A 23,751-nucleotide genomic window follows, 5' to 3' on the forward strand; every position below is an offset into this window, starting at 1 on the left:
AAGCATTATAGTGAGGCATTGCCTCATAAGTGCGTGAACTCTACAAGGGACCTGATACCTTACTGGTACCTCCTCTTCACCATAGGGTTCGGATGGTTCATGCTTGCGCCCCTGGTGCCGGAGGTGTCCAGGGCGTTTTCAGTGGGCACCTCCTCCGTGCTGCTCCTTGTTTCCCTATACGGATACACAATGGTGGTGCTGGGCCTCCTCTCTGGCTTCATTTCCGCCAGGTTCTCTGTAGTCAGGTCACTCTACATATCAGCGGCACTCTCCGTCATCGGCCTCGCCCTCAGGATAGTCGCGTACAACTACACCTTCCTGTTCATTGCCACCCTGATCGCTGCAGTGGCATACCCAATGGCCGTGGCCCCAGTCGGATCTGTGGCTGAATCCCTGACTCCTGGGAGGGCACACACAACTGTCGGGATAAGCGTGGGCATACTCTTCATGGGCATGGCCATAGGCTCGCTGGTATCGCCTTACCTCATTGCCGACGGCATAAGGGAGGCCTTTGGAGTTTCAGCCATACTGGCCCTGGTCGCCCTGGTGGTGCTCCCCATGAGGGCGAGGGACTACCCCCAGGACTACAGGGGCAGGAGCCTCAGGGGCTCGTTCAGGACAGGCATGCTGAAGAACTGGTACGTGGGCTTCCTTGTATCATCAATATCGGTCATGTTCGGCTCCATAGCCTCCTCTTCACTTATCGCAAGAGGTGTGCCGGAGGGCACTGCCCTCTCGGTCGGGGGGCTCCTCTCTGCACTCACATTCCTGGGCTCTGGCACAGGTGCAATAATAGTGCCGCCCGTGTTTGAGAGGCTTGGTAGGGTCAGGGCAGGAATGCTGCTCACGTCCGCCCTGAGCGCGGTATCTGCGTCCACCATATCATACCTCCTTGGCCTGAGACCGCTCCTGGCGCTACTCATAGCATTCTTCTTCCTATACGGGTTCTTCGGCAACTCCTACTGGTCCATGGCCATGACCTCAACAACCTATTACTCGGATGACCCCGCGAGGGCTGGCCTTGCCACATCCATGTACAGTGTGGCCACGAATGTTGGCGTTGCGCTCATACCTGTGTTCTTCGGGCCCCTGGTCATATCGGGCGGGGCCTTCCAGCTGGCCGTTCTGGCAGTGCTCTTCGCCGCAGGCGTTGCTGTCTCACCTTTCCTGAAGCTTGCAGGAAGCGGCGGAGGTGTGCCAGAAAAGGGTCCTGGGGAACCTGTGGGAGATTCCAGGTGATCTCTATATAGACACAAAAAAATGGTGCAGGGGTTACCGCTCCTCCCTGTCGTACACAGGGTACTTGAACTTGACCCCCCTCCTTATTATCTCCCTTGAGGCCTCGTAACCCGCATCGGCGTGCCTTATGACGCCCAGGCCAGGATCTGCGTTCAGCACCCTCTTGACCCTCTCCTCCGCGTCCTGGGTGCCATCAACTACGAGCACGAAACCAGCATGTATCGCATTGCCAATTCCCGTGCCTCCACCGTGGTGCACAGATACCCACGTGGCCCCGGAGACGGCGTTCAGCAGTGCGTTAAGTATGGGCCAGTCTGCTATGGCGTCGCTTCCGTCCTTCATCTTCTCGGTCTCCCTGTAGGGCGATGCCACAGAGCCCGTGTCATGGTGGTCCCTGCCTATGGCCACCGGGCATGAGACCTCCTTCTTCTTAACAAGTTCGTTGATGAGGAGGCCGATCTCCTCCCTCTGGCCGTACCCGGCATAGCAGATCCTGGCAGGAAGCCCCTGGAACTTCACCTTCTCCTTGGCGAGCTTGATCCACTTGACCAGGTGCTCGTCGTAGTAGAAGCGGTCGATTATGGCGTCATCGATCCTGTAGATGTCCTCCGGGTCCCCGGAGAGCGCGACCCACCTGAACGGGCCTGAACCCACTGCGAACAGGTCTCTTATGTATGCCGGGACGTAGCCCGGGATCTCGAACGCCTCCCTTAGACCGCCTTCGCTGGCCCTTGTCCTCAGGTTGTTGCCGTAGTCAAAGACCTTTGAGCCGTGTTCCTTGAACCAGAGTATCGCCTTTACCTCCTTCACTATGGACGCGTACACTGCCTTCTTGTAACCCTCGGGGTCCCCCTTCCTGAACTCCTCCGCTGACGAGACGTCGTAGCCCTCAGGAATGTAGCCTATGTTTATGTCGTGTGCCGCAGTCTGGTCCGTGACCACATCCGGCACTATCCCCCTGTCCTTCAGCTCTGTGTAAACCGTGGCGGCGTTGCCCAGGAGGCCTATTGAGAGTGGCTTCCCCTCCTCTATAGCCTCGTCCTTCATCCTCAGGGCCTCGTCGAGGCTCCCAGCCTGTGTGTCCAGGTACCTGCCCCTGATGCGCCTCTCTATCTTCCTCTCGTCCACCTCAACGATTATCCCAACACCCTCGTTCATGGTGATTGCCAGTGGCTGGGCCCCGCCCATCTCTCCCAGGCCTGATGAAAGCACCCACTTGCCCCTGAGCGAATCCTTTCCAAACTCCTTCCTGGCCAGTGCGGAGAGCGTCTCGTATGTCCCCTGTAATATCCCCTGTGTCCCGATGTATATCCATGAGCCTGCGGTCATCTGGCCGAACATCGTCAGGCCCCTTGCCTCCAGGTCCCAGAATATGTCGTCCGTCGCCCACCTCGGAACGATCTGCGCGTTCACGATCAGAACCCTGGGTGCGAACTTCGATGTCTTGAACGCCCCAACGGGTTTGCCGCTCTGTATTAGGAGAGTCTCGTCGCTGTAGAGCTCCTTCAGCATTGCTACGATCTCGTGGAAGTCCCTCCAGCTCCTGGCGGCCTTCCCCTTGCCACCGTAGACGATCAAGTTATCCGGGTCCTTGGCCACCTCAGGGTCAAGGTTGTTCATCAGGAGCCTGAGTGCAGCTTCCTGCCCCCAGCCCCTTGTGTTCAGCTGCGGGCCTCTCGGTGCCCTAATAACCTCGTTCACGTCTATCGATCATGATAGAGTAAAGTATACAATTAACCTTTGTCCGGAACACCGGGGCAGTGGCAGGTGGCCGGTTTCCGTGATATGGCACCTCTATTTCATCACGGCGTCCCCCGGGGCCTTCGCTGGTGCCACATCTCTCCCTGGCCCGTACCTGGACTTCGCCCTGCGTATGTATACCCTCAAGGAGAGTGCACCTATCACCGCAACCGTGGCCACGACGAGGAAGAAGCCGAGGCCCAGGGAGTGCAGGTTGTGCACCATTATGGGAGTGACGATGGCAAGGTCAAGTATGCCGGGCACGACCAGGACCAGGGCACCCGCAGACAGGAAGACAAGGCCGCCGTAGTAGAGAACACTTGAACTGACTCCCCTGGCCACATACTTTATGCCCTCCTCACCGATGCGGAGCCTCCTCATGTAGGCGCCGAACAGCGTGCCGAAGAGGACCTGCATGGTCATGGTACCAAGGCCAAAGAGTGCCCCAGGCACGAAGCCGAGGTAAGGAGATGGCATGGAAGGCGCCAGGGTCGTGTATATAATGAGTGCAAATGCCCCGAAGCCGAAGCCAGCTATCAGGCCGTGGACGAAGGTGAGCCTCAACGGCACTCCCCTGAAGCCCTCCGCCCCCACCGGGTTCTCCGTATGCTGCATCTCCCTCCTGGACTTCTCACCTCCGTGTATGTGTGCCAGGGATTCCAGGTACCTCTCCACAGCGTGGAAGTGCGGGTACCTGAGCCTGTTCCTTATGTAGAGGCCTGAGGCTGCCATGACACCGCCCACGACCATGTAGGTTATGCCGTCCACCATGTTGCTCATGAAGACCGAGGCCAGGGCAAAGTAGGCCACCTCAGAGAGAGCGGCCCTCTGTACCGTGAAGCCCAGGGAAAAGAGCATGCCTGCTTTCGCTCCACCGCGCGTGCTGTAGCTGCCCACGGAGTAGCTGAAGGTTATCGGCCATGTGTGCTCGTCCGGGGTTATGCCGTGGACAATGCCCAGGAGGTAGGAGAGGATAAGGGCTACCGAGAGCCCGGTCACCTCGGGGCTGTAGAGGTTAATCAATGCACCACCCCCCTGTGGGAGTGTCTTCCCTGGACCTGGGGCCCGGAACCCGGGGCGATGCAGTCAATGTGCCTCTGGAGGGCGTCTGGGTGCAGAGGATATCCATGGTGGACCACCTTTTAGGAATATGTTTACCGTTTTAGTATGGCACTAATATATTTAAAGTTATATTATAGCGTTCCCCTGCACCAAATGGGGAAAAATAAAGTTCATGCCTGGATCCATCACGCCTTTTCCTGCTTCCCCGAGAGGAATTGAATGAAACTGTCAACGAACTCCATCATGTCCATGACTATGCCGTAGTCGGAGTACCTGAATATGGGTGCGTTCCTGTCAGTGTTCACCGCTATTACCCTGTTGGCATACCTTATCCCGACCACGTGGTTGTCCTGGCCGGATATGCCCATGGCTATGTATACGTCCGGCGAGACTGCACTCCCCGTCAGGCCGACCTGCTGCTGCCTGGGCAGGAAGTTCATGTCAACTATGGGCCTGGAGCCGCCCACTGATGCGCCGAGTATCTCTGCGAGCTTGAGCACCTTCTGGATGTTCTCCCTCTTCCTTATCCCCCTTCCGATGGACAGTATGATCCTGGATGCGCCCAGGGGCCTGAAATCAGACGGCACAGGAGTGAAGCCCGTGTACTTGACGCTGCTAGCAGGCTCGAGCCTGATGCGCTCCACCTCAGGCTTTATGTCACACTTTACGACCCTGAACATGCCTGGCCTGGCTGTGGCCATCTCTGGCTTTGTCTTGGACACTATCCTGGCCACAACGCCACCTCCGAATGCTGGCTTGAACTGCACCAGCCTGCCGCCCTCATAGGATACGTCAATGCAGTCCGCAGTGAGGCCAAGGGAGAGCTTTGCCGCAACTATCGATGACACCTCACGCCCCCTGGTTGTGGAGGGGAAGAGCACGAACTCGGGCCTCAGTTCCCTTATCCTTGAGGATATGTAGTTGGCGATAGCGACGCTGTCGCCACCTTCAAGCACCTCCAGCCTGTGGGCAGGCGGCGCCTCTCCGCCCCTGAAATCGACGTTGCCGATCACCCTGACCCTCAGCCCCGATGCTGATGCGATCTCCGCTACCTTGGAGGCCACCTCCATGGAGACCCTGGCATCGTCCAGGGCTATGGCCCAGGCTTCCTTCTCCCCCTTTATGTTCGAGAGGCTCACAGTCCTGACCTCTTCCCTGGCCCTCGATCTCTCTATTATTTCCATCACCTTCTCGTAGAGGTGGCCATCTGGCTCAATGAACTGGACATTCCTTTGGCTCTCCACCTTCTGCGTCCCCACGACCACGGTTGGGGAGTCCCTGGCGCCGTTCACGTCTATCCCGAGCCAGGCTGCATCCACACTCCTTATCCTCTCGTACATCTGCGGCGTGTCTGGCTTTATTGCCCTTGCCCTGTTTATCTTCTCGCTTACAGATAGTACGCAGGGCACAGGCACTGTGCAGGTGTAGAGGCCGTCCTCCATTTCCTGCTCCACCGTCAGGCTTTCACCGATCTCAATCTTCGAGACTGAGGGGATGAAGGGCACGCCCAGCATGGTGGCGACCTCAGGGGGCACCTGCGATGTCTCTCCGTCCAGGGAGTACTTACCGGTGAGCACCAGGTCCGCCCCGTACTTCTCGGCGAACCTCGCCAGCACCCTCGCTGTGACCCATGTGTCCGACCCACCGAAGGCACGGTCAGTGATAAGGAAGGCCTCGTTTATGCCCATCCTCAGCGCTTCGTTCAGCATCTCAGCGGCCTGTGGCGGGCCCATGGTGGCAACGCAGGTCTGCCAGCCGTACCTCTCAGATATCCTTATTGCCTCCTCCACGGCCTTCTTGTCAAAAGAGTTCATCATCAGGGGGACGTTCTCCCTGATTATCCTGTTGGTCTGGGGGTCAAACCGGATCATATTGACGTCTGGGACCTGCTTGGCCAGAACGAGAACCTTCATAGGCCAGACCCCAGGCGTTCAGTCTACTTCCACAAGCACGTCTCCGTTCTCCACCTTTGTCCTGTAGGACTTCAGGGGCTCAATGTCGCCTGACCCTTCAGGCGGGCTCACCACTGAGCCGTCCTTGGGGTCGAAGGTCGCAAAGTGGTTGGGGCAGATGAGCTTGTGGTCGTCCATGAAGCCGTCTGACAGGTCGTACTGCTCGTGTGTGCAATAGAGCGAGGTTGCGTAGAACTTTCCCTCGTCCTTTATTATCAGGATCTCCTTCCCGTTCACCTTTGCCTTGAAGAGGTCTCCGTCGTTCATCTGGCTTTCCTTGAGAACCCTGTACCAGGTCATATATCCCTATCGCTTGATTCAATCTTAATTTTTTCTTCCTCTCTCCTTGACAAAACGAACGACGGGCCTCGCTCCTTCTAGGGACGGGGTAAAGCTTTCTAAACTCTCCTGAATACTTTAAAGCGAGGAATACAGATCCACTAGGCATACAAAGTACCTCTGCAACTACCCCTTCGCATGGATACCGAAATAACGCAGAGAAGTGTTGATAGGTGAAGTGGCTGAATACACCAAAGAGGTGCTAAAGTCCATTGCTGAGGAGCTTGACTGTGAAGTATCAGCCCTGGAAGCGATGCAAGACCGTATCCACCTCTTCGTCAACTGCCCACCGAGATACGCACCATCATACCTAGCAAACTACTTCAAGGGAGAACCAGCAAGGTTAATACTCAAAAAGTTTCCAGAATTGAGGGAGTACTCCAACGGGAAGTTGTGGACTGGGAGCCACTTCGTATCAACTGCCGGCAACGTGTCGAGCGAGACGATAAAGAAGTACATAGAAGGACAATGGGTGAAGGAGAGTGAAGAGGACTAACGCGGTAAAGCTGGTGGTGGGTAAAGAAACGCATCAAAAGTTGAAGGAACTGGCAATTGCTACCGCCAGGTGCTGGAACGTGGTAAACTGGTTAAGGATGCAACAGTTCAAGGCGGGGAAGCGTGTGGATTCCAGTGAAACCGAGAAGACAGTGTAAGCTAGGTACAAATCAATACTCAAGGTAAGTGCACAACAAGTTATGAGGAAGAATGCAGAGGGTTGCAGGATCTTCTTCACGCTAATAGAGATGAAGAAAGAGGACAAACTACCGAGGTGGTTTAAGCCGTGACCTCCAGGGTACTGGAAGGGAGGCGGCAGGTAAAGGCCCATGGTCATTAGCAGGAACGACAGGTACGTGATAAACGAAGAAAGGATGGATATCTACCTGAAGCAATTTCACCTCACCCTCAAGTTTAAGGGTAAGCTTAAGTGGAATGGAAAACAGGGGAGGTCAGAGATAATATACGACGAGGCTGGGAAATGGTGGTATGCCCATATACCAGCAGAGTTTGAGCACGAAGCGGAGAAGGGTAAGCTGACGGCTTCAGTAGACTGGGGATAGTTAACCTGGCTAAGGTATACGCCGGGGATGGGTCGTGGTATTTATTCAAAGGTGGCTCAGTCCTATCTCAGTACGAGTATTATATCAGGAAGACACAAATCACACAAGAGGCCTTGGCTAGGCATAAGCAGAGGGGGAGCGGGAAGCTGAAACTCTTATTTGAGAAGAGGAAGATGTTCCTCAGGCACGCTTTGAACAGCATGGTGAGGGAGACAATGGAGACCTTGAAGGAGAGAGGAGCAGGTAAGCTCGTTGTGGGACATCCTAGGGGAATTGCCAGGCAACGCGGCAACAAGCTCACGGTCAACTTCTGCAACTATGGCTATACTATGAGGAGGCTTAAGGAGGTTGGGGAGGGGTTGGGGATAGACGTGGTCGAGGTCGGTGAAGCATATACTTCAAAAACTTGTTACCTGTGCGGGGAGGCCCATGAGAATGGGCGTATTAAGAGAGGCCTCTTTGGGTGTCCCCGCACGGGGAAGGTCATAAATGCGGACTCAAACGGTGCAATAAATATCCCACATATCTCCGAGTCCCGGGGAGCTGGGGGAGGGCAACCCCCAGCTAGGGATGGGGGTAACAGGCTGAAGGTCCAGCCCATGGTCTACCGCTGGACGAACGGAGCGGGGTGGGTAAACCCCACTAGCGATGAAGTGATGAAAATGAAGGCGGTGAACCACAAACCTGTGAACCGCCCCAGGGGAACCCTCGCGCTTCAGGGCGGGGAGGAGGTCAGATTGATAAAAACAAGGGGTGTGGGAGGGTCAGAGGGCCTTGGACACCTCCTCCACGAACTTGTAGAGATCCCCAACGACGCCGTAATCGGCTTCCTCGAATATAGGTGCGGACTTGTCCTTGTTCACCGCTATGACGGTCTTGGCACCCCTCATGCCCGCTATGTGCTGGATCTGCCCTGATATGCCAAGTGCGATGTACAGCTTAGGCTTCACCTTCTTGCCTGAGAGGCCCACCTGCCTGTCCTCTGTGAGCCACTGGTAGTCTAGGCAGACCGGCCTGGAACCAGCGACCACGCCGTTGATCTTCTGCGCGAACGGCTCTATCTGCTGCAGGCCCTCCTTCTTTCCGAGGCCGCGGCCCACCGCCACTATGATCTGGGCCTTCTCTATATCCACAGTTCCGGCCTTCTTGGGCTGTACCTCCACCAGCGAGAGGGCGCTGGCCTCCTCCTGAACCTCCTGCTCCTTGGACGCGCTTCCGGCCTCCTGTGGGTCGGTTATCCCTGGCATGACGGTGAAGACCTTTGCCTGGCTCTCCTCCTCCAGCACGGTCTTGCCCCCGAGGAAGAACCTCTTCGTGACCGCTCTGTTGCCCTCGAACCTGAGATCGACTATCTCAGTGACCGAGGTGAGGCCCATGTCCTCTGATACGAAACCAGCCACCTCACGGCCCAGGACGGTTGAGCCGAAGAACATGGCGTCGTAGTTCTCCTTCCTGACTAGGCCAGCCACTGTCCTGGCAACACTGTCTGGCATGTGGTTGCCCTTGAGCCTGTACAGGACGGATGCGCCGAACTTCCCTATGTCCGCATCGCCCGAGGTCGTTGCTGCCGTTATCTCTCCCTTCTCTCTCAGATAGGTGAGCATCTGCTTCATGATGTCAGGGCTGTCGGAGAAGACGAAGAGCTTCATCTCATCGCCTCCTTTATGACCTTCACTATCTCTGGCACGGCCTTACCCATGTCCTCGTATATGATCCTCTTCCTCTCGCTCTTGGGCGCCCTGTTAGATATCACGCGGACATCAGGATAGGAGAGGTTCTGCGCTGCCTCTGTCCTGATGGGCTTCCTCCCCGCAGCCATGATCTGGAGCACTGCCGGGAGCCTTGGCGTATTTATCTCCTGGGCCACGGATATTATGAGAGGTACCTTTCCCTGCACGACCATGTTACCCTCCTCCGTGGCCCTTGTGACCTTGACCTGGTCAGATGAACACTCGATCTTCACCGCATTACCTACCAAGGGTATGCCGAGTATCCTTGAAAGCCTCCCTGGCAGCATGCCTGTGTAGGAATCAGCGGACTGGTTCCCGAGTATTATGAGATCATGGGGCACCTGCTTTATCTTTTCGGCCAGCACCCTGGCGGTCACCGATGGCTCGCTCCTCTGGTAGCCTGTGACGATGATTCCATCGTCGACGCCCATTGCGTATGCCTCCTTCATGGAGGCTGTGCTCTGCTCCCTGCCGAAAATGATGCCCGTGACCTTTCCGCCGTACTTCTCCTTGATCTGCACGGCAGCCTCTATGGCGTTCTTGCTGAGGTTCTCCGTCCTGAGCGGGAGGTTCTGCATCTGTGGCTCGCCAGTGTTTGGGTCTGTCCTCAGCTGGTCTATGTCGGGGATCTGCTTGATCAAGACCACAATACTGTATGGCATATGATCAACCCACTGGAAAATGTGTTATGCACCATATACTTTTCCGGTGCCAGCGGGCGTGGAAGACCTTTGTATACCGATCTTTCTCGCTTCTGGAAAAGATATATATCTAAATTCACTTTTAGATAATATGGCCGAAGCTAATGGCGATGTGTACATAGTGGACTTCAGGCGCACTGCCTTCTCAAGGTCCAGGCCAAAGGAGCCTGAGAGGGATGTATTCAACTCAATAAGGATGGACGAGGCGCTTGGGCTTCTTATAAAGAGGAGCGTTGAGAGGCTCTCGATAAACCCCTCAGAGGTCAACGATGTCATAGTCGGATGCGCGCTCCAGGCTGACGAGAACTGGCTGTACGGAGGCAGGCACCCCGTCTTCATGGCAGGCATGCCCTTTGACGTGCCCTCCATGGCCATAGACAGGGCGTGTTCCTCTTCCATGAACGCTGTGACGATCGGTGCCATGGAGATAATGACAGGGAACGCAGACGTTGTCATGGCGGGCGGAATGGAGCACATGACCCATGTCCCCCTTGCCGACAACCCGCACATAAAGCCGAACCTCAAGCTCCTGCTGAGGCCCGAGTACAGGAAGTACGACATGAACACCTCCTATTCCATGGGCCTAACCGCAGAGAAGCTCGCCAGCCTCAAGAAAATAGGCAGGGACGAGATGGACGAGTTCTCTTACAACAGCCACGTCAAGGCGGCAAAGGCCCAGGACGAGGGCTTCTTCAAGGGCGAGATCGAGCCTGTGCAGGTGGAGGTCGGCAACGAGATGGTCACCGTGGACACGGACCAGAGCGTGAGGAGGAACGCCTCGCTTGAGGAGATGAAGAAGCTCAGGCCCGCCTTCAAGCAGGAAGGTGTGATAACAGCAGGCAACTCATCACCACTGAACGCAGGGGCCTCGCTGGTGACCCTGATGTCAGGAAAAAAGGCTGAGGAGCATTCTATCAGGCCTCTGGCCAGGATACGCTCGTTTGCCTGGGCAGCGGTCGACCCGACCATAATGGGCCACGGGCCGGTCCCTGCCAGCCAGAAGGCCCTGAAAAAGGCAGGGCTCAGCGTTGATGACGTGGACTTCTGGGAGATAAACGAGGCCTTTGCAGTTGTCGTGCTGAACGCCATAAAGGAGCTGAACATAGACCCCAGCAGGGTCAACGTGCACGGTGGCGCCATAGCCATAGGCCACCCACTAGGGGCGACCGGCGCAAGGATAGTGGGCACACTGGCCAGGATACTCCAGGAGAAGAAGAAGGACATTGGTGTTGCCACGCTCTGCGTTGGCGGTGGGCAGGGCTACACTGTTGTTATCGAGAGGTATTCATGAGGTGGTGCATGTGAACTTTGATCTGCCTGATGATGTGAAGGAGGCACAGAGGAAGGCCAGGGACTTCGCTTCCAGGTACCTGACTTCGGAGAAGGCTGCATACTATGATGAGCGGGAGGAGTACCCGCACGAGATAAGGAAGAAGGCGCTGGAGGAGAAGATCGTGGATTTCTCTAACCCCTGGCACATGCTGGTGACCATAGAGGAGCTGTGCAGGGCAGACCCTGGGCTTGGCATATCCGCCACCACGCCCTTCTTCGGCGTTGAGATCCTCATGCTGTTCGGAAACGAGCAGCAGAAGGCCAGGTACATGGAGAGGGTGATGAGGGGAGAGGCGATAATGGGCGTGGCAGTTACAGAGCCGGGCGGCGGCAGTGACGTGGCCGGCATAAAGACATCTGCAGTGAAGAGGGGGAACAAGTGGTACATATCAGGGTCAAAGATGTTCATCACCAACGGCGCCATAGCGGACTTCGTTGCCATGCTCGTGAGGACTTCCCGCCCGGACGAGAAGAGGCACCATGGCCTGAGCGTTTTCCTTGTGGATACGAAGAGCAAGGGTTTCACGGCCAACAAGCTCCACGGAAAGCTGGGCGTGCGGGCCACCAACACGGCGGAGCTAATACTGAACGAGGTCGAGGTGCCCGAGGAGAACCTCGTAGGTGAGGAGGGCAGGGGCTTCTACTACATCATGACGTTCTTCGACATCAGCAGGATCTACGTGGCTGCGCAGGCTATTGGCATAGCCCAGGGTGCCCTGGACAGGATACTCAGGTCCCTTGACCTGAAGTCGCTGTCAGAGAGCCAGCAGTTCACGGTGGCCGAGGTTGCAACACGTGTGGAGGCGGCCAGGATGCTGACCTACCAGGCCGCATCATACCTGTTCAACTTCAACCCTGTCCCGAAGCTGACCAGCATGGCCAAGGGATACTCCTCTGAGGTCGCCACATTCGCGACACAGAAGGCAATAGAGCTGCTTGGCCCGGCCGGCCTCACAGGCGATGTGGAGAGGTTCTACAGGGACGCGAAGATAATGGAGATATGGGAGGGCACCAGTGAGGTGGAGAAACTGATCATCTACAGAAGCATGCTGAGGGAGGTGGAGAAGGTTGCCCAGTGAGGAGTTACAGCTGCTACGCAACACCGCAGATTCTTTCGCGCAGCAGGCCATATCGCCCCGTGTGAACGAGATAGAGGAGGGCGGGATCCCGGATGACCTCCTCGGGCAGCTGAGGGCGCAGGGCTTCTACGCAGCCCTTATACCGCAGGAGGCCGGGGGCTCCGGACTGGACATGCAGTCTTACCTTGCGCTCCTGCACTCCATTTCCAGGGTGAGCCCCACCGTCGGTGCGACGATGCTCTACGTGAACTCCGTCCTCGGGAACGCCCTCAAGAAGAGGGTGGAACTCCTCAGTGGCATAGTGCAGGGGAGCGTTAAGGTCTCAGCCTCTCCATCGATCTTCTACGGGACCAGCGACCTCAGTGGGCCTGGTGGTGTGCTGCAGGTCAGCAACGTGCTGTGCCCCGGTGGGGACTATGTCATCCTGAACGATGGCGGCTCCCTCAGGCTCCTCTCCGGAAGATTCACATGGGAGCACAGGAAGGCGCTCGGAATGAGGTCAATAGGGCTTGCCTCCCTCAGGGCAGAGGCCTTCAGGACCGAGGACCTGGGCACCAGTGCGCAGGAGGTCATTGAGGCGACGGACCTGCCGGTGGCCGCTGTATCTCTCGGCATAACCGAGGGCGCTGTGCAGAAGGCCATGGATTACTCGCGGGTCAGGACAACGTTCAATGTGCCGCTCAAGGACTATGAGCCAGTCGCCCAACCGCTGGCCAGGATCGTCGCCACCAAGGACATACTCCTGCAGGCCCTCATGTCCGCAGACAACCCCAGGGAGGCGCTCGCAGTGAAGGTGAATGCCCTGGAACTCATGAAGGAGGCCGTGAGGGTGGCGCTGCAGGTCCACGGGGGCTACGGATACTTCAGGGACTTCGGCGTGGAGAAATTCTACAGGGATTCTGCAGCCCTCACAGCCATGTTCTCGGACACGAGGAACGATATGAGGCGCCTGGCTTCCGAGGTGTACGGAGAACGGGCGGGGTTCATATGACCCCGGTGCCTTGAAAACAGTAATAACCATCCCACAATTTCATGCTTATATGGATGTGGATGAGTTTGTATACAATCCCTCACAGGACTACGTTGAGGAGACTAACATCTTCAGGTTCGCCTCTAAGAACGGTTTCGGGAACCTGAAGGAGCTCTACATCAGGGCGGATAACGATCCTGAATGGTTCTGGCCCAGGGTCATAGAGGACTGCGGCATCCAGTTCACCAGGCCTTACGATGCCGTTTTCGACCAGTCCGGTGGCAAGCCCTGGACGAGATGGTTCATAAACGGCAAGCTCAACATAGCATACAACTGCGTGCAGAGGCACTCCATGGACAGCAGGACAGCCATCGTCTTTGAAAACGAGCAGGGCATATCAGTAAGGGTCACGTTCTCCGAGATGGACCTGACATCGGGCAAGCTGGCAGGTGCGCTGCAGTCCATGGGCGTACAGAAGGGCGATAGGGTGGGCATATTCATGCCCATATCACCAGAGGCCATCTTTGTCATGTATGCTGCGATGAGGATAGGCGCCATTGCTGTGCCAATATTCTCCGGCTACGGTGAGGAAGCACTTAGAACAAGGGTGGAGGACGCAGGCGTCAAAGTCCTCTTCGTCACGAACTCCTTTCAGAGGAGGGGGAAGGAGGTGAACCTCGCCGAGATCGCGAGAAGAGTCAGGGGGCCGGTGAGGGTCATACACGGGGTCAGGGACAAGATGCCAGAGGAATACGACTACTACGACCTTGTGGATTCAGGCACCTATGTGGCCTGCATGGAGACTGATGCGGAGGACCCTGCACTGATCCTCTACACCTCCGGCACGACCGGTAAGCCCAAGGGCACTGTGCACGTGCATGCGGCCCTGGCCAACATAGTCAAGGAAGTCAAGTACTATGTGGATGTCAGGAGGGATGACACCCTTTTCTGGATAACTGACCTGGGGTGGATGATGGGGCCATGGGCTGTGATTGGCGCCCATGCACTGGGCGCCTCTGTGATGGTCTACGATGGGGCCATGGACTATCCGGCCCCGGACAGGCTCTGGTCCCTTGTGGAGGGCAACGGCGTCTCCATCCTTGGCCTGTCCCCAACGGTCGCCAGGTCGCTGATGGCATCAGGCCAGGGCCGCAGGTTCAGCGGTGTCAGGGTCTTTGGCTCCACAGGCGAACCCTGGGACACCAGGAGCTGGATGTACCTCTTCAGAAACCTTGGGGGCTCTGAGGTGCCCATATGCAACATATCCGGTGGGACTGACATAATCGGGTGCTTCCTTGCATCAACGCCTGCGATACCGATGAAGCCCAGGAGCCTTTACATGGGGCTTGGCATGGGGGCATCGGTGTACGATGAGGACGGGAACCAGGTGTACGGGAGGATAGGGTACCTGGTGGCCAAGAACCATACCCCGTCCATGACCAGGGGCCTCTGGAACAACACGCAGAAGTACCTTGAGACATACTGGAGCAGGTTCAGCGACGTGTGGTTCCACGGGGACTGGGCAATTATGGACATAGACGGTTATTTCTTCCTCTTCGGGAGGGCGGACGATGTCATAAAGGTCGCGGGAAAGCGCGTTGGGCCCAGCGAGGTGGAGGACATAGTGATGTCGGTCCCCGGGGTGAGGGAGTGCGCGGCGGTGGGCTACCCGCACCAGCTCAAGGGTGAGGTCCTCGCAGTGGTGTACACAGGAGAGGAGGGTGTAGATAAGGCCATAAGGGAGGCGGTGAGGGAGAGGCTAGGCAAACCCTTCGAGCCTTACCTGGTGATAAGGGCGACATCCCTGCCCAAGACCAGGAACGGAAAGATCGTCAGGAGGGCCATCAGGCAGGCCCTTGCAGGGGGCGAACAGGGGGACATGAGCGGCGTTGAGAACCCGGAGGCTGTGGAAGAGATCGTGAGGGCCATGGGTGGTGCAAGGTGAGCGTCCTGGTTCTGAGTGATGCCACCTTTGTCCTTGACCCCGGTGCGTACTTCGGCATAGTGCCCAGAGAGATATGGAGCAGGCAGTTCCAGGCAGATGAAAGGGGAAAGGTGAGGCTCTCCACGAACCTCCTGCTGGTCGAGAGCGGTGGCGTCCACACCCTGATCGATACAGGGATAGGCCCCTGGATGGGGGAGAAGATGCTCGGCATTTACGGTGTGCAGGGCCTCGGCACCCTCACCGGACGCCTAAGGTCGATGGGTGTTAGGATAGATAGGGTCCTGCTGTCCCACATGCACTTCGACCATGCGGGCAACATATACTCCGAGGAGCTAATTCACTCCACCGTGGTGGTGCAGAGGAGGGAAAGATACGCCTTCTCCAGGACAAACGAGCTGACAAGGGGCAGTTACCTCAGCCACCTGGCATCAGTGAGGAGGGTCTCAGTTATAGAGGGATCATCAAACCTTGGCGGCGGGATAAGGGCTGTCCATACCGGGGGCCACACTGTGGGCCACCAGGCCTTCTTCATTGAGTCCGGTGGCAGGGAGATCATATATGCAGGCGACCTCTTCCCCAGCTCCTTCCACGTCCGGCCAGGGTACATCACAGCCATAGATGTGGAGCCCCTGGTATCTCTGACCGTGAAGAAGAAGATCATAAGGCATGCAATAAGGAGAGGGAGCATAATGGTCTTCAACCATGACCCGAGCACGCCCACGGCAGTGCTGACGGGGGATGAGGAGAGGCCTAAGGTTGAGGCTGTATCGATCGAATGAGGCTAGAGGCTTATCTCGTCCCTTGAGGACATTATCATGTCCATGGCAAGCTCCGCTATGTCGGTGGAGTAGAGGCCGATCCTTGCTATATCCTCTGATACTGAGATTGCCTGTATCAGCGCGTCTCCATTGCCTGCCCTCTCGATTATCCTGACCTTCTCAGCCACCACGCTGCCCTTCTTCGAGACTATTGCGTTGAGCCTCTGCAGGTCCGTGGAATAGAAAGCCTCCAGGGCCTCTTTCAGGAGCGAGTGGGAGGACCTGAGGCCGTTTATGACCTCATCCCTCACGGATGAGACGTCGGCCGGGCTCTGCCACGTCCTGCATATGTTCACCGCATGGTCTGCGATCCTTTCGAGGATCCTGGATATTATGAGGAAGAACGGGACACGGCTGTCCTCGCAGCTCCTGCTCCTCACCTCCCTGTAAACGTACCACTGGTACCTGTCTACCTCGTCGTCCCTCTGGATAACGTTGCCCAGGAGAGAGGTGTCGGAATCCTCTATTCCCTTTATGGTGTCCTGGATCATGACGTCCACGTTGAGGGCCATCCTGTTTATCGCCTTGTTCAGGGGAAAGGTGGAGGAATCCAGGACGTTCTGGAGGACTATTGAGTTCGCACCCTCTTCGAATATCTCCACCCCCATGACCACCTTCGCGAACCTCTTGATGTCCTCCCTCATCTCCTGGCTGATGTACTGGTTGCTCCTCACAACCAAGGTGTCAAACCCGGCAATATAGGCTGCTGTGAGCACCCTCTGCAGGAGGTCCCTGTCCATGGCCTTAGTGATGTTTATCCTCCTGTTCCTCTCCCTCGTCTTCTGCCCCCTCGCAGAAACGACGAGGTTTCCGTTGACCTCCTCGACCGATACCTCACTTCCCCTGTCGAGGCCGTTCTCCTTGACCCATTTCCCCGGTATCGATATTATGTACGTGGATCCGCCGGTGAGCTGTATCCTGCGGGTTACCGCTGCCACTCTTCATAATTTATATAACAGATTTAAGTTTTATGTAGTCTATTTAGGTTTCTCCCCGTTCGAGCCCCCTGCTGCCCTCCTCTGGCTGTTGCCAATGCTCCTGGCCACGAACAAGCCGATGACGAATATCGCCGCCATGGGCAGGAAGTAGAATATGAAGTACTCCGTAAGGACGACACCGAACATGCCGGAGTAGTGTTCCACGTATGGCCCCGGGATCTGGCCTGTGTAGTCCGTCCTTGTCGTCATGTTGAAGGTGAAGTTGTAAGAGTATATGCCAGCAGGGAGGTTGTCCGTTACGTAATAGATGAGGGCCGAACCATTCGGGTACTCTACAGCATGCATTTCAGAGAATGTGATGGTAACATTGTACACGGACGGGCTCCTTATGTTCAGGGTCGTCTTGGAGAGGTTGATTGTCCCGTTGGGGACTATGAACAGGGAGAAGTTGAAGCTCTGGTCGTAGCCAGCGTATGGGGTCACGCTGGTTGTCACCCTTGTCGTGTCGTTCAGCACGCCTGAAAAGACTGGTTTTGTCTGGTATATGTCGTGCGTGTACACTCCTGAAATTGATAGGACCACGGCAAGCAAGACTATGAGCCCGGCATATATCCTTGTACTCAGCCTGAATATCCTCAGGTAACGCAGGACGAGGAAAATCTCGAGCGGTATTATTATATACATGGCGATGAGGGCATATGTGTTCCTGATGGCCTCAAGGAGAAGCACAAACGATATCAGGAACGCTATGATGGGCGCGGCTATCAGCCTCGTTCTGTAGGAGATCTCCCTCTTTTCGGACACTTCCGATCCTAATGCAAATCACTTATAAAGAGGTTGGCGGCATGGATGAGTTGGTTCCGGGATGCGTGTGTTAGCATGTCATGGAAACCTGCAGTAATAAAAAGAACAGTTAATATAACCTTTGATAATAAGAGGGTGAGATGCTCCCCACCATAGAGGAACTCAGGAAGATGAGGAAGAACCTCGGCATCAGCCAGAAGGAGCTCGCGAGGGCCAGCGGAGTGAGCCAGTCCTACATTGCAAGGCTGGAGAAGGGGACCATAAACCCGACATACGACAAGGTTAGGAAGATCTTCGAATACCTCAACAGGGCTGGCCAGAGGGCCGGAAACATGGAGATAACTGCCGAAAAGATAATGACGAGGTCTGTTGTAACATGCTATCCGACAGATTCCATAATAACTGCACTCAACAAGATGAGGGAGAAGGGCTATTCCCAGCTCCCGGTTGTCACCCACGACGGCAAGGTGATAGGGACCATCACGGAATCCGACATAAACGACCTCCTGATAAAGGGGGCGACGCTGGACAGCCTGAAGAACCTGCTCGTCAGGAAGGTCATGGGCGTCACCCTGCCCCAGCTGGACAAGAGCAGCCCCATATCCATGATATACCCTGTTCTGAAGTTCTCGAATGCCGTCCTCATAGTTGACGGGGGTGAGCTGAAGGGTATTATAACTAAGGCCGATATACTCAAGGCAGTAGAGGAGTATGGCTGACTACCTTTCCATAGGCCTGAGCGCGTTCATACTTTTCATACCGGCCTTTGCAGCGAACCCTGCGGCCGTGATCACCGGGGGCCGGTACCCGATAGACTTAGGGAGGAAGTTCATCGACGGGCGGAGGATACTGGGGGATGGCAAGACCATATCCGGCTACTTCGGCGGGGCCATACTTGGTGGCCTGATCGGCCTGGTGCTGTACGGTATCCTGGTGCCTGCCAGGGGGACTGTGCTTATGGACTACACCCAGGGCATAGTTGGGGCTGCCGTGTCCTCCTTCTCGCTCTCTTTCGGCTCACTCACCGGAGATGTGATCGGTTCGTTCATAAAGAGGAGGATAGGCATAGAGAGGGGAGGAAAGGGGTTCCTGCTGGACCAGTGGCCCTTCGTGCTTGTGGCCCTTCTACTACTCTTCGTATTCTCGAGGCACTTTTTCAGCATCGTTTACATGAACTTCCTGGCGATACCTGAGCTCCTGATAGTCACGCCGCCGCTGCACAGGGCAGTGAACATAATAGGCTACAAGATGAAGAAGAAGGATGTGCCATGGTAGGAGAACTTAAGATGGTCTTCGCGGTGCGGAGGGATCTGGACCTGGGAAAGGGAAAGATAGCTGCGCAGGTTGCCCACGCCGCTGTGAGCTGCGCGCTCAGGTCCATGGAGAGGCAGAGGGATAAGTTCGATGAGTGGATGAGGCAGGGGCAGAAGAAGATCGTTGTCAAGGTGCCTGGGATTGAAGACATAATCCGGATCAGGGAGAAGGCGGCCTCCATGGGTATAATCTTTGAGGTCGTCACGGACGCTGGCCTGACCCAGACGGAACCCGGCACGGTCACATGCATAGGCCTGGGCCCGGACAGCTCGGAGAGGCTTGACACCATAACGGGGATGTACCACCTCCTCTAGACCGCATCGAGCGCCTGCTGGAGGTCCTCTATTATATCCTCAGCGTCCTCCAGGCCCACGGAGAACCTGATCAGCCCCTCCGGTATCCCCATCCTGGCCCTCTCTTCTGGCGTGAACTGCGCGTGGCTGGTGTCCACTGGAAGGGTGATGAGGCTCTCTGCCCCGCCCAAGCTCGGTGCGACCATGGGAAGTTTCAGGGCCCTCAGCAGCCTCCTTGCACCCTGGAGGCCAGACTTCAGCTCGAAGGATACCATGCCGCCATATCCCCTTAGCACTCTGTCCGCAATGCCCTTGTATGGAGAAGAGTCCAGGCCAGGGTAGAAGACCCTCTTGACCTTTCCGGAGGCCTCTAGGAAGGAGGCCACCTTCATGGCGTTGCTGTTATGCCTCTCCACCCTCACGCCCAGGGTCTTCAGGCTCCTGAGTGCAAGGAATGCCTGGATCGGGTCTGGCGTCCCTCCCACACTCTTCCTCATGTCAGATACCCGGGAGTAGAGTCCCTGGCCCATGCCCGCAAGCCCTAGTATTATGTCACTGTGGCCTCCTATATACTTCGTTGCACTGTGGACTGTTATGTCTGCACCCATGCTGCAGGGGTTCTGGTTGTATGGTGAGGCGAAGGTCGCGTCCACGACTGTCAGGGCACCGGCCTCCCTGGCCTTTCTTGAGACCTCAGGTATGTCCGTGACACCGAGCACCGGGTTGCTTATGGACTCTACATATACCAGAGAGTAACCGCTGAACTCCCTGTCTGGCCTGTTCATCTCCTCTACGCTCACAAACTCTGCCTGGATGCCGTACCTGGGCAGCACTCTTTCGAGCAGGTACCTGGTCTGGCCGTATAGTTCTGACTGGGCCAGGATCCTGGTGCCCTTGCTGGCCACAGAGAGGAGGCACGTGAATATGGCGTTCATGCCTGAGGAGAAGGAGAGGCCGCGGTCTGTGCCCTCGAGGGAGGCGTATTTCCTCTCCAGGGCCTGGAGGGTGGGGTTCCCGATCCTAGTGTAGAGGAAAGGCTTTCCTGTGGTGTCATCTATCACGGCACTGCTGTCTTCGTTGGGGTAGAGGAAGGTGGAGACCTCAAATATCGGTGTGCCGACATTGCCGTACCTCGTATCCACGATCTCCCCCTCATGCACAGCCCTTGTGTTGAAGCGCCTGCCACCTTCCATGGTGGTGGATCTGAAACCCTTTTAAAAGATCTGTGGGCGAGGGATAAAGAACTATATAACCACTGTTCAACTGCACCGTTCACATATGTTCATTGCAGTTGAGGGCATAGACGGCAGCGGAAAGACGACGCTTGCCAAGGGTCTCGAGAGGGAACTCGGCAGGACGCACAGGGTGTTCCTGACCAAGGAGCCAACAAACAGCAGCATCCTGGACAGGGAATCGGTGAACACACCTGCTGATGCCCTCTCCCTCTTCTTCCTTTTCGTCCATGACAGGTTCATGCACCAGGATATAATCGAGAGGAAGATCGGGGAGGGATACGTGGTCATATCCGACCGCTACGACCTCTCATCCTTCTGCTACCAAGGGCCGCCCATGGAGGTCCTGTTCGGGAGCATGGAGGCCACACTGGACTGGATGGTCTCGGTCTCCAGGGTCATAAGGGTCATACCGGACATCACTTTCCTGATAGATGTGGATGTGGACACTGCACTTGAGAGGCTCAGTATCAGGAGGACAAGATCCGCGTTCGAGAGCAGGGCCCTACTGGAGAGGGTGAGATCCTACTACCTCCACATGGCAGGCATGAGGCGTGACTGCGTTGTCCTGGACGGGAAGGTGGGCAAGGGGGAGCTGCTCAGGAAAGCGGTCGACGAGGTCTCAAGGCGCATGTCACCTGGTAGTGACGATCACCTCGTCGGATAGGACAAGGAGCGTGTGTTCTGCCTGCGATATTCTTGCCTTTCCATGTTCAAGGAGCACCGGGAACTGTGAGACCTGGCTCTTGGCCATGAGCCTCTTCAGGTATGTTACATGGTCGTCCACGAGTTTTGAGACCCACCTCTCCGCGAATGGCAGGGTCCTGAAGTTTGAGTAGAGGGGCTCCACAGTATCGGGCCGGGTGCCGCTCAGGATGTATATGTGGCCCGGGGGGCCGTCGTGGATGGAGCCTATGCCCGTTGACGCGAATGGCTCTATTGCGATCACGCACTCCGGCTGTATGGGCTTGCCGTTGCCGTCATCGTAGTTGGGTATGAAGACCCCGGAGTGAAGGTCATACCTGTTGATGCCGTGGCCCCCCAGGTTCCTGACGGGCTTGAACCCGTACGAGGATATGACTTCGCCGATGGCCTGGCCTATGCTCCTCACTGCCACCATGGGTCTGACCTTCCTTATGGCTGCGTTGAGCGCCTCCCTTGTTGCATCTATAAGGTCGGAATAGTCCCCCCTGCCGCCAACCTCAACGGTGGCAGCGTTGTCAGATGGGTAACCGTCCACCTGGGCCCCCACGTCCACCTTCACCAGGTCACCTGTCCTGAAGGCCTTCTTGTCATTGACGAAGGGGGTGTAATGGGCCGCCTCGTTGTTGATGGAGAGGTTCACTGGGAATGAGGGCTGCCCACCCATCTCCCTTATGAAGTTCTCAGTCTTCTCTGCCACGTCGTAGAGGAGTGCGCCTGGTTCTATCAGAGAGATGGCGTATTCAAGGGCCTTCCTCCCTATATCGCCGGCCCTGAGTATTGCGTTCTTAACGCTCGGGTCCAAGGTACACCTCCGGCAGGAGACATGAGGGCAACATCCTATTAAAATATAGGAGGGGGCGGCCGGGTTTCCTGCCCCTGGGCTTACCTGGCCTCTATCTCCTTCGGCCTCTTGTACTTAAGCGCCTGCAGCACAAGGTGCCTGTGCAGGGGTGACGGGCGCATAGGCCTGGAGAGGAACTCCGCATGGTACTGTGCGGCTATGAAGTTCTCCCTTCCCTTGAGCTCGAGGATCTCCATCCTGATGCCCTCTTCATCCGTGCCGGAGAAGACCAGGCCGGCGTCCTCCATCTCCTGAATGAACTCAGGGTTCACCTCGTACCTGTGCCTGTGCCTCTCCATGATCTCCGGAGACGAGTATATGCGCCGGGCCAGGGTACCGTCCTTAACCCTTACGAGCTTCATTCCCAGCCTCATGGTCCCGCCCAGGTCCTGTATGCCCTTCTGCTCGGGCAGTATGTCTATGACCGGGTGTCTCGTGTTCCTGTCGAACTCAGTGCTGTTCGCATCCGTGTAACCGAGCACATCCCTTGCGAACTCGACCACCGCGACCTGGAAGCCCAGGCATATGCCCAGGAATGGCACCCCTCTTTCCCTGGCGTACCTCGCGGCAACGACCTTGCCCTCGACCCCGCGGTAGCCGAACCCCCCGGGTATGAGGATGCCGTGGACCTCGTCTAGAGGCTCAGTGCTCCTGAGCAGGGAATCTGAATCGATCCACTTGATCTCCACGCCCACGCCTGTGTTCCCCGTGATGTGTGTGAATGTCTCCCTGTGGCTCATGTATGCGTCCTGGAGCTCAGTGTACTTACCGACGACAGCGATCTTCACCCACTCCCTGGGCTGCAGCAGGTTCTTCCTGAAGTCCGCCCAGGTATCCCTGTAAGTCCCCACAGGTATGCTGAGCCTGCTGCATATGTGCTGCACTATGCCCTGCCTCTCCAGGATGTCCGGGAGGAGGTAAACATTCTCAACGTTGTGAACGCTCACTATGCCAGATTCCGGGACGTCAGTGAAGAGGGATATCTTTCTCCTTGTCTCCGGTGTTATTGGCCTCTGGGACCTGCAGAATATCATATCCGGCTGTATCCCTATCTCCCTGAGTTCCTTGACGCTGTGCTGGGTAGGCTTTGTCTTCTGCTCCAGGTTCGCACCTATCTCCGGGACCAGTGTGACGTGGGCGAAGAGGACGTTGCCATCGCCCTCCTCCCTGCGGATCTGGCGCATGGCCTCCAGAAAGGGCATGCTCTCTATGTCCCCAACTGTGCCACCCACCTCTATCAGGACTATGTCGTACCCCCTGGATGCCACAGCCCTGACACGCCTCTTTATCTCGTTGGTTATGTGCGGTATTATCTGTACCGTGCTTCCCAAAAAGTCCCCGCGCCTCTCCTTCCTTATGACCTCGCTGTACACCTTTCCTGTCGTTATGTTGTTCTCTCCGGTCATGTCCTCGTCCAGGAAGCGCTCGTAGTTGCCTAAGTCCAGGTCTACCTCGCTTCCGTCGTTGAGGACGAAGACCTCGCCGTGCTGGTAAGGGTTCATCGTGCCGGCGTCATAGTTCAGGTACGGGTCTATCTTGAGCGCAGTGACCCTAAGGCCATGCTCCTTGAGGAGGTGGCCAAGGCTTGATGTGATGGTGCCCTTTCCCAGTCCAGATATAACTCCTCCAGTTATGACCAGGAAACGCATTGCCCATAAG

General features: G+C 56.6%; 21 protein-coding genes and 2 pseudogenes. 12 read left to right on the plus strand and 11 right to left on the minus strand.

Annotation, left to right across the window (positions count from 1 at the left end):
• The first annotated feature begins 33 nt into the window (after positions 1–33).
• Complete coding sequence (locus tag IEW66_RS01845; protein WP_229657434.1) at positions 34–1,239, plus strand: MFS transporter; 1,206 nt, start codon at positions 34–36, stop codon at positions 1,237–1,239.
• Between the two features lie 33 nt (positions 1,240–1,272).
• On the opposite strand, the gene hutU is transcribed toward IEW66_RS01845, so the two are convergent.
• From hutU to IEW66_RS01865, 4 genes are all read right to left on the minus strand, one after another.
• Positions 1,273–2,940, minus strand: coding sequence for a urocanate hydratase (gene hutU / locus IEW66_RS01850; RefSeq protein ID WP_188679809.1), 1,668 nt, complete (start codon positions 2,938–2,940; stop codon positions 1,273–1,275).
• Positions 2,941–3,033: 93 nt separating this feature from the next.
• A complete protein-coding gene (locus IEW66_RS01855) occupies positions 3,034–4,002 on the minus strand; it encodes a hypothetical protein (protein ID WP_188679811.1) in 969 nt (322 codons plus the stop codon).
• A 224-nt stretch (positions 4,003–4,226) separates the two neighbouring features.
• Positions 4,227–5,954 carry an FAD-binding protein gene (locus IEW66_RS01860; RefSeq protein WP_188679813.1) on the minus strand — a complete coding sequence of 576 codons (1,728 nt, stop codon included), beginning with the start codon at positions 5,952–5,954 and terminating at the stop codon, positions 4,227–4,229.
• Between the two features lie 18 nt (positions 5,955–5,972).
• On the minus strand, positions 5,973–6,293 hold the full coding sequence (locus tag IEW66_RS01865) for a Rieske (2Fe-2S) protein (protein WP_188679815.1): 321 nt from the start codon (positions 6,291–6,293) through the stop codon (positions 5,973–5,975).
• A gap of 181 nt (positions 6,294–6,474) precedes the next feature.
• On the opposite strand from IEW66_RS01865, the pseudogene tnpA reads away from it, so the two are divergent.
• Positions 6,475–6,828: pseudogene (gene tnpA / locus IEW66_RS01870) on the plus strand (IS200/IS605 family transposase).
• Positions 6,815–8,130: pseudogene (locus IEW66_RS08755) on the plus strand (RNA-guided endonuclease InsQ/TnpB family protein); the annotation flags it as partial. The pseudogenes tnpA and IEW66_RS08755, both read left to right, overlap by 14 nt.
• Before the next feature lie 24 nt (positions 8,131–8,154).
• On the opposite strand, the gene IEW66_RS01880 reads toward IEW66_RS08755, so the two are convergent.
• Together IEW66_RS01880 and IEW66_RS01885 are read right to left on the minus strand one after the other, a co-directional pair.
• Positions 8,155–9,039 (minus strand): electron transfer flavoprotein subunit alpha/FixB family protein, encoded by an 885-nt coding sequence (locus tag IEW66_RS01880; RefSeq protein ID WP_188679816.1) that lies wholly within the window; start codon positions 9,037–9,039, stop codon positions 8,155–8,157.
• Positions 9,036–9,782, minus strand: coding sequence for an electron transfer flavoprotein subunit beta/FixA family protein (locus IEW66_RS01885; RefSeq protein ID WP_188679817.1), 747 nt, complete (start codon positions 9,780–9,782; stop codon positions 9,036–9,038). The genes IEW66_RS01880 and IEW66_RS01885 overlap by 4 nt, the downstream gene beginning before the upstream one ends.
• A 130-nt stretch (positions 9,783–9,912) precedes the next feature.
• Here IEW66_RS01885 and IEW66_RS01890 point away from each other — a divergent pair, with 130 nt between their 5' ends.
• Genes IEW66_RS01890 through IEW66_RS01910 form a run of 5 tightly spaced genes read left to right on the plus strand, consistent with a single transcriptional unit; the run spans position 9,913 to position 15,926 of the window.
• Positions 9,913–11,112: an acetyl-CoA C-acetyltransferase gene (locus IEW66_RS01890; RefSeq protein WP_188679818.1), complete on the plus strand. Its 1,200-nt coding sequence runs from the start codon at positions 9,913–9,915 to the stop codon at positions 11,110–11,112.
• Between the two features lie 10 nt (positions 11,113–11,122).
• Positions 11,123–12,232, plus strand: a complete 1,110-nt coding sequence (locus tag IEW66_RS01895; protein ID WP_188679820.1) for an acyl-CoA dehydrogenase family protein — start codon at positions 11,123–11,125, stop codon at positions 12,230–12,232.
• Positions 12,222–13,223, plus strand: coding sequence for an acyl-CoA dehydrogenase family protein (locus IEW66_RS01900; RefSeq protein ID WP_188679822.1), 1,002 nt, complete (start codon positions 12,222–12,224; stop codon positions 13,221–13,223). Before IEW66_RS01895 ends, IEW66_RS01900 begins: the two co-directional genes overlap by 11 nt.
• A 49-nt stretch (positions 13,224–13,272) precedes the next feature.
• Complete coding sequence (locus tag IEW66_RS01905; RefSeq protein WP_188679823.1) at positions 13,273–15,147, plus strand: AMP-binding protein; 1,875 nt, start codon at positions 13,273–13,275, stop codon at positions 15,145–15,147.
• The gene (locus tag IEW66_RS01910) at positions 15,144–15,926 is read left to right on the plus strand and encodes an MBL fold metallo-hydrolase (protein WP_188679824.1); all 783 of its coding nucleotides are present in this window, start codon (positions 15,144–15,146) and stop codon (positions 15,924–15,926) included. Before IEW66_RS01905 ends, IEW66_RS01910 begins: the two co-directional genes overlap by 4 nt.
• A gap of 2 nt (positions 15,927–15,928) precedes the next feature.
• Here IEW66_RS01910 and IEW66_RS01915 read toward each other — a convergent pair whose 3' ends face one another.
• Entirely contained in the window at positions 15,929–16,903 is a 975-nt protein-coding gene (locus tag IEW66_RS01915; RefSeq protein WP_188679825.1) for a phosphate uptake regulator PhoU, read from the minus strand.
• Positions 16,904–16,942: 39 nt separating this feature from the next.
• Positions 16,943–17,707, minus strand: coding sequence for a hypothetical protein (locus IEW66_RS01920; RefSeq protein ID WP_188679826.1), 765 nt, complete (start codon positions 17,705–17,707; stop codon positions 16,943–16,945).
• A 140-nt stretch (positions 17,708–17,847) separates the two neighbouring features.
• Here IEW66_RS01920 and IEW66_RS01925 point away from each other — a divergent pair, with 140 nt between their 5' ends.
• From IEW66_RS01925 to pth2, 3 genes are read left to right on the plus strand one after another with little or no spacing between them, the layout of a single operon-like run.
• Positions 17,848–18,426, plus strand: coding sequence for a CBS domain-containing protein (locus tag IEW66_RS01925; RefSeq protein WP_188679827.1), 579 nt, complete (start codon positions 17,848–17,850; stop codon positions 18,424–18,426).
• A complete protein-coding gene (locus IEW66_RS01930; RefSeq protein WP_188679829.1) occupies positions 18,419–18,982 on the plus strand; it encodes a CDP-2,3-bis-(O-geranylgeranyl)-sn-glycerol synthase in 564 nt (187 codons plus the stop codon). Before IEW66_RS01925 ends, IEW66_RS01930 begins: the two co-directional genes overlap by 8 nt.
• Entirely contained in the window at positions 18,976–19,335 is a 360-nt protein-coding gene (gene pth2, locus IEW66_RS01935; protein ID WP_075057082.1) for a peptidyl-tRNA hydrolase Pth2, read from the plus strand. The genes IEW66_RS01930 and pth2 overlap by 7 nt, the downstream gene beginning before the upstream one ends.
• On the opposite strand, the gene IEW66_RS01940 is transcribed toward pth2, so the two are convergent.
• A complete protein-coding gene (locus IEW66_RS01940; RefSeq protein WP_188679831.1) occupies positions 19,332–20,507 on the minus strand; it encodes a trans-sulfuration enzyme family protein in 1,176 nt (391 codons plus the stop codon). The two genes, pth2 and IEW66_RS01940, sit on opposite strands and share 4 nt — an antisense overlap.
• 85 nt (positions 20,508–20,592) lie before the next feature.
• Between IEW66_RS01940 and tmk the strand changes: the two genes are divergently transcribed.
• Positions 20,593–21,213 carry a dTMP kinase gene (tmk, locus tag IEW66_RS01945; RefSeq protein ID WP_188679833.1) on the plus strand — a complete coding sequence of 207 codons (621 nt, stop codon included), beginning with the start codon at positions 20,593–20,595 and terminating at the stop codon, positions 21,211–21,213.
• Here tmk and map read toward each other — a convergent pair.
• The gene (gene map / locus IEW66_RS01950) at positions 21,181–22,053 is read right to left on the minus strand and encodes a type II methionyl aminopeptidase (protein ID WP_188679835.1); all 873 of its coding nucleotides are present in this window, start codon (positions 22,051–22,053) and stop codon (positions 21,181–21,183) included. The two genes, tmk and map, sit on opposite strands and share 33 nt — an antisense overlap.
• An 80-nt stretch (positions 22,054–22,133) precedes the next feature.
• Entirely contained in the window at positions 22,134–23,741 is a 1,608-nt protein-coding gene (gene pyrG / locus IEW66_RS01955; RefSeq protein ID WP_188679837.1) for a glutamine hydrolyzing CTP synthase, read from the minus strand.
• Positions 23,742–23,751: the final 10 nt, after the last annotated feature.

Origin of the sequence: Thermogymnomonas acidicola (genome assembly GCF_014646795.1) — an archaeon.
In the GTDB taxonomy this organism is placed as follows: domain Archaea; phylum Thermoplasmatota; class Thermoplasmata; order Thermoplasmatales; family Thermoplasmataceae; genus Thermogymnomonas; species Thermogymnomonas acidicola.

Bases quoted from the DNA above. Each gene is read 5' to 3' on its own strand.
- IEW66_RS01860 (WP_188679813.1), bottom strand. From the start codon at position 5,954: ATGAAGGTTCTCGTTCTGGCCAAGCAGGTCCCAGACGTCAATATGATC.
- IEW66_RS01865 (WP_188679815.1), bottom strand. From the start codon at position 6,293: ATGACCTGGTACAGGGTTCTCAAGGAAAGCCAGATGAACGACGGAGAC.
- IEW66_RS01880 (WP_188679816.1), bottom strand. From the start codon at position 9,039: ATGAAGCTCTTCGTCTTCTCCGACAGCCCTGACATCATGAAGCAGATG.
- IEW66_RS01885 (WP_188679817.1), bottom strand. From the start codon at position 9,782: ATGCCATACAGTATTGTGGTCTTGATCAAGCAGATCCCCGACATAGAC.
- IEW66_RS01890 (WP_188679818.1), top strand. From the start codon at position 9,913: ATGGCCGAAGCTAATGGCGATGTGTACATAGTGGACTTCAGGCGCACT.
- IEW66_RS01905 (WP_188679823.1), top strand. From the start codon at position 13,273: ATGGATGTGGATGAGTTTGTATACAATCCCTCACAGGACTACGTTGAG.
- IEW66_RS01925 (WP_188679827.1), top strand. From the start codon at position 17,848: ATGCTCCCCACCATAGAGGAACTCAGGAAGATGAGGAAGAACCTCGGC.
- IEW66_RS01930 (WP_188679829.1), top strand. From the start codon at position 18,419: ATGGCTGACTACCTTTCCATAGGCCTGAGCGCGTTCATACTTTTCATA.
- pth2 (WP_075057082.1), top strand. From the start codon at position 18,976: ATGGTAGGAGAACTTAAGATGGTCTTCGCGGTGCGGAGGGATCTGGAC.
- IEW66_RS01940 (WP_188679831.1), bottom strand. From the start codon at position 20,507: ATGGAAGGTGGCAGGCGCTTCAACACAAGGGCTGTGCATGAGGGGGAG.
- tmk (WP_188679833.1), top strand. From the start codon at position 20,593: ATGTTCATTGCAGTTGAGGGCATAGACGGCAGCGGAAAGACGACGCTT.
- pyrG (WP_188679837.1), bottom strand. From the start codon at position 23,741: ATGCGTTTCCTGGTCATAACTGGAGGAGTTATATCTGGACTGGGAAAG.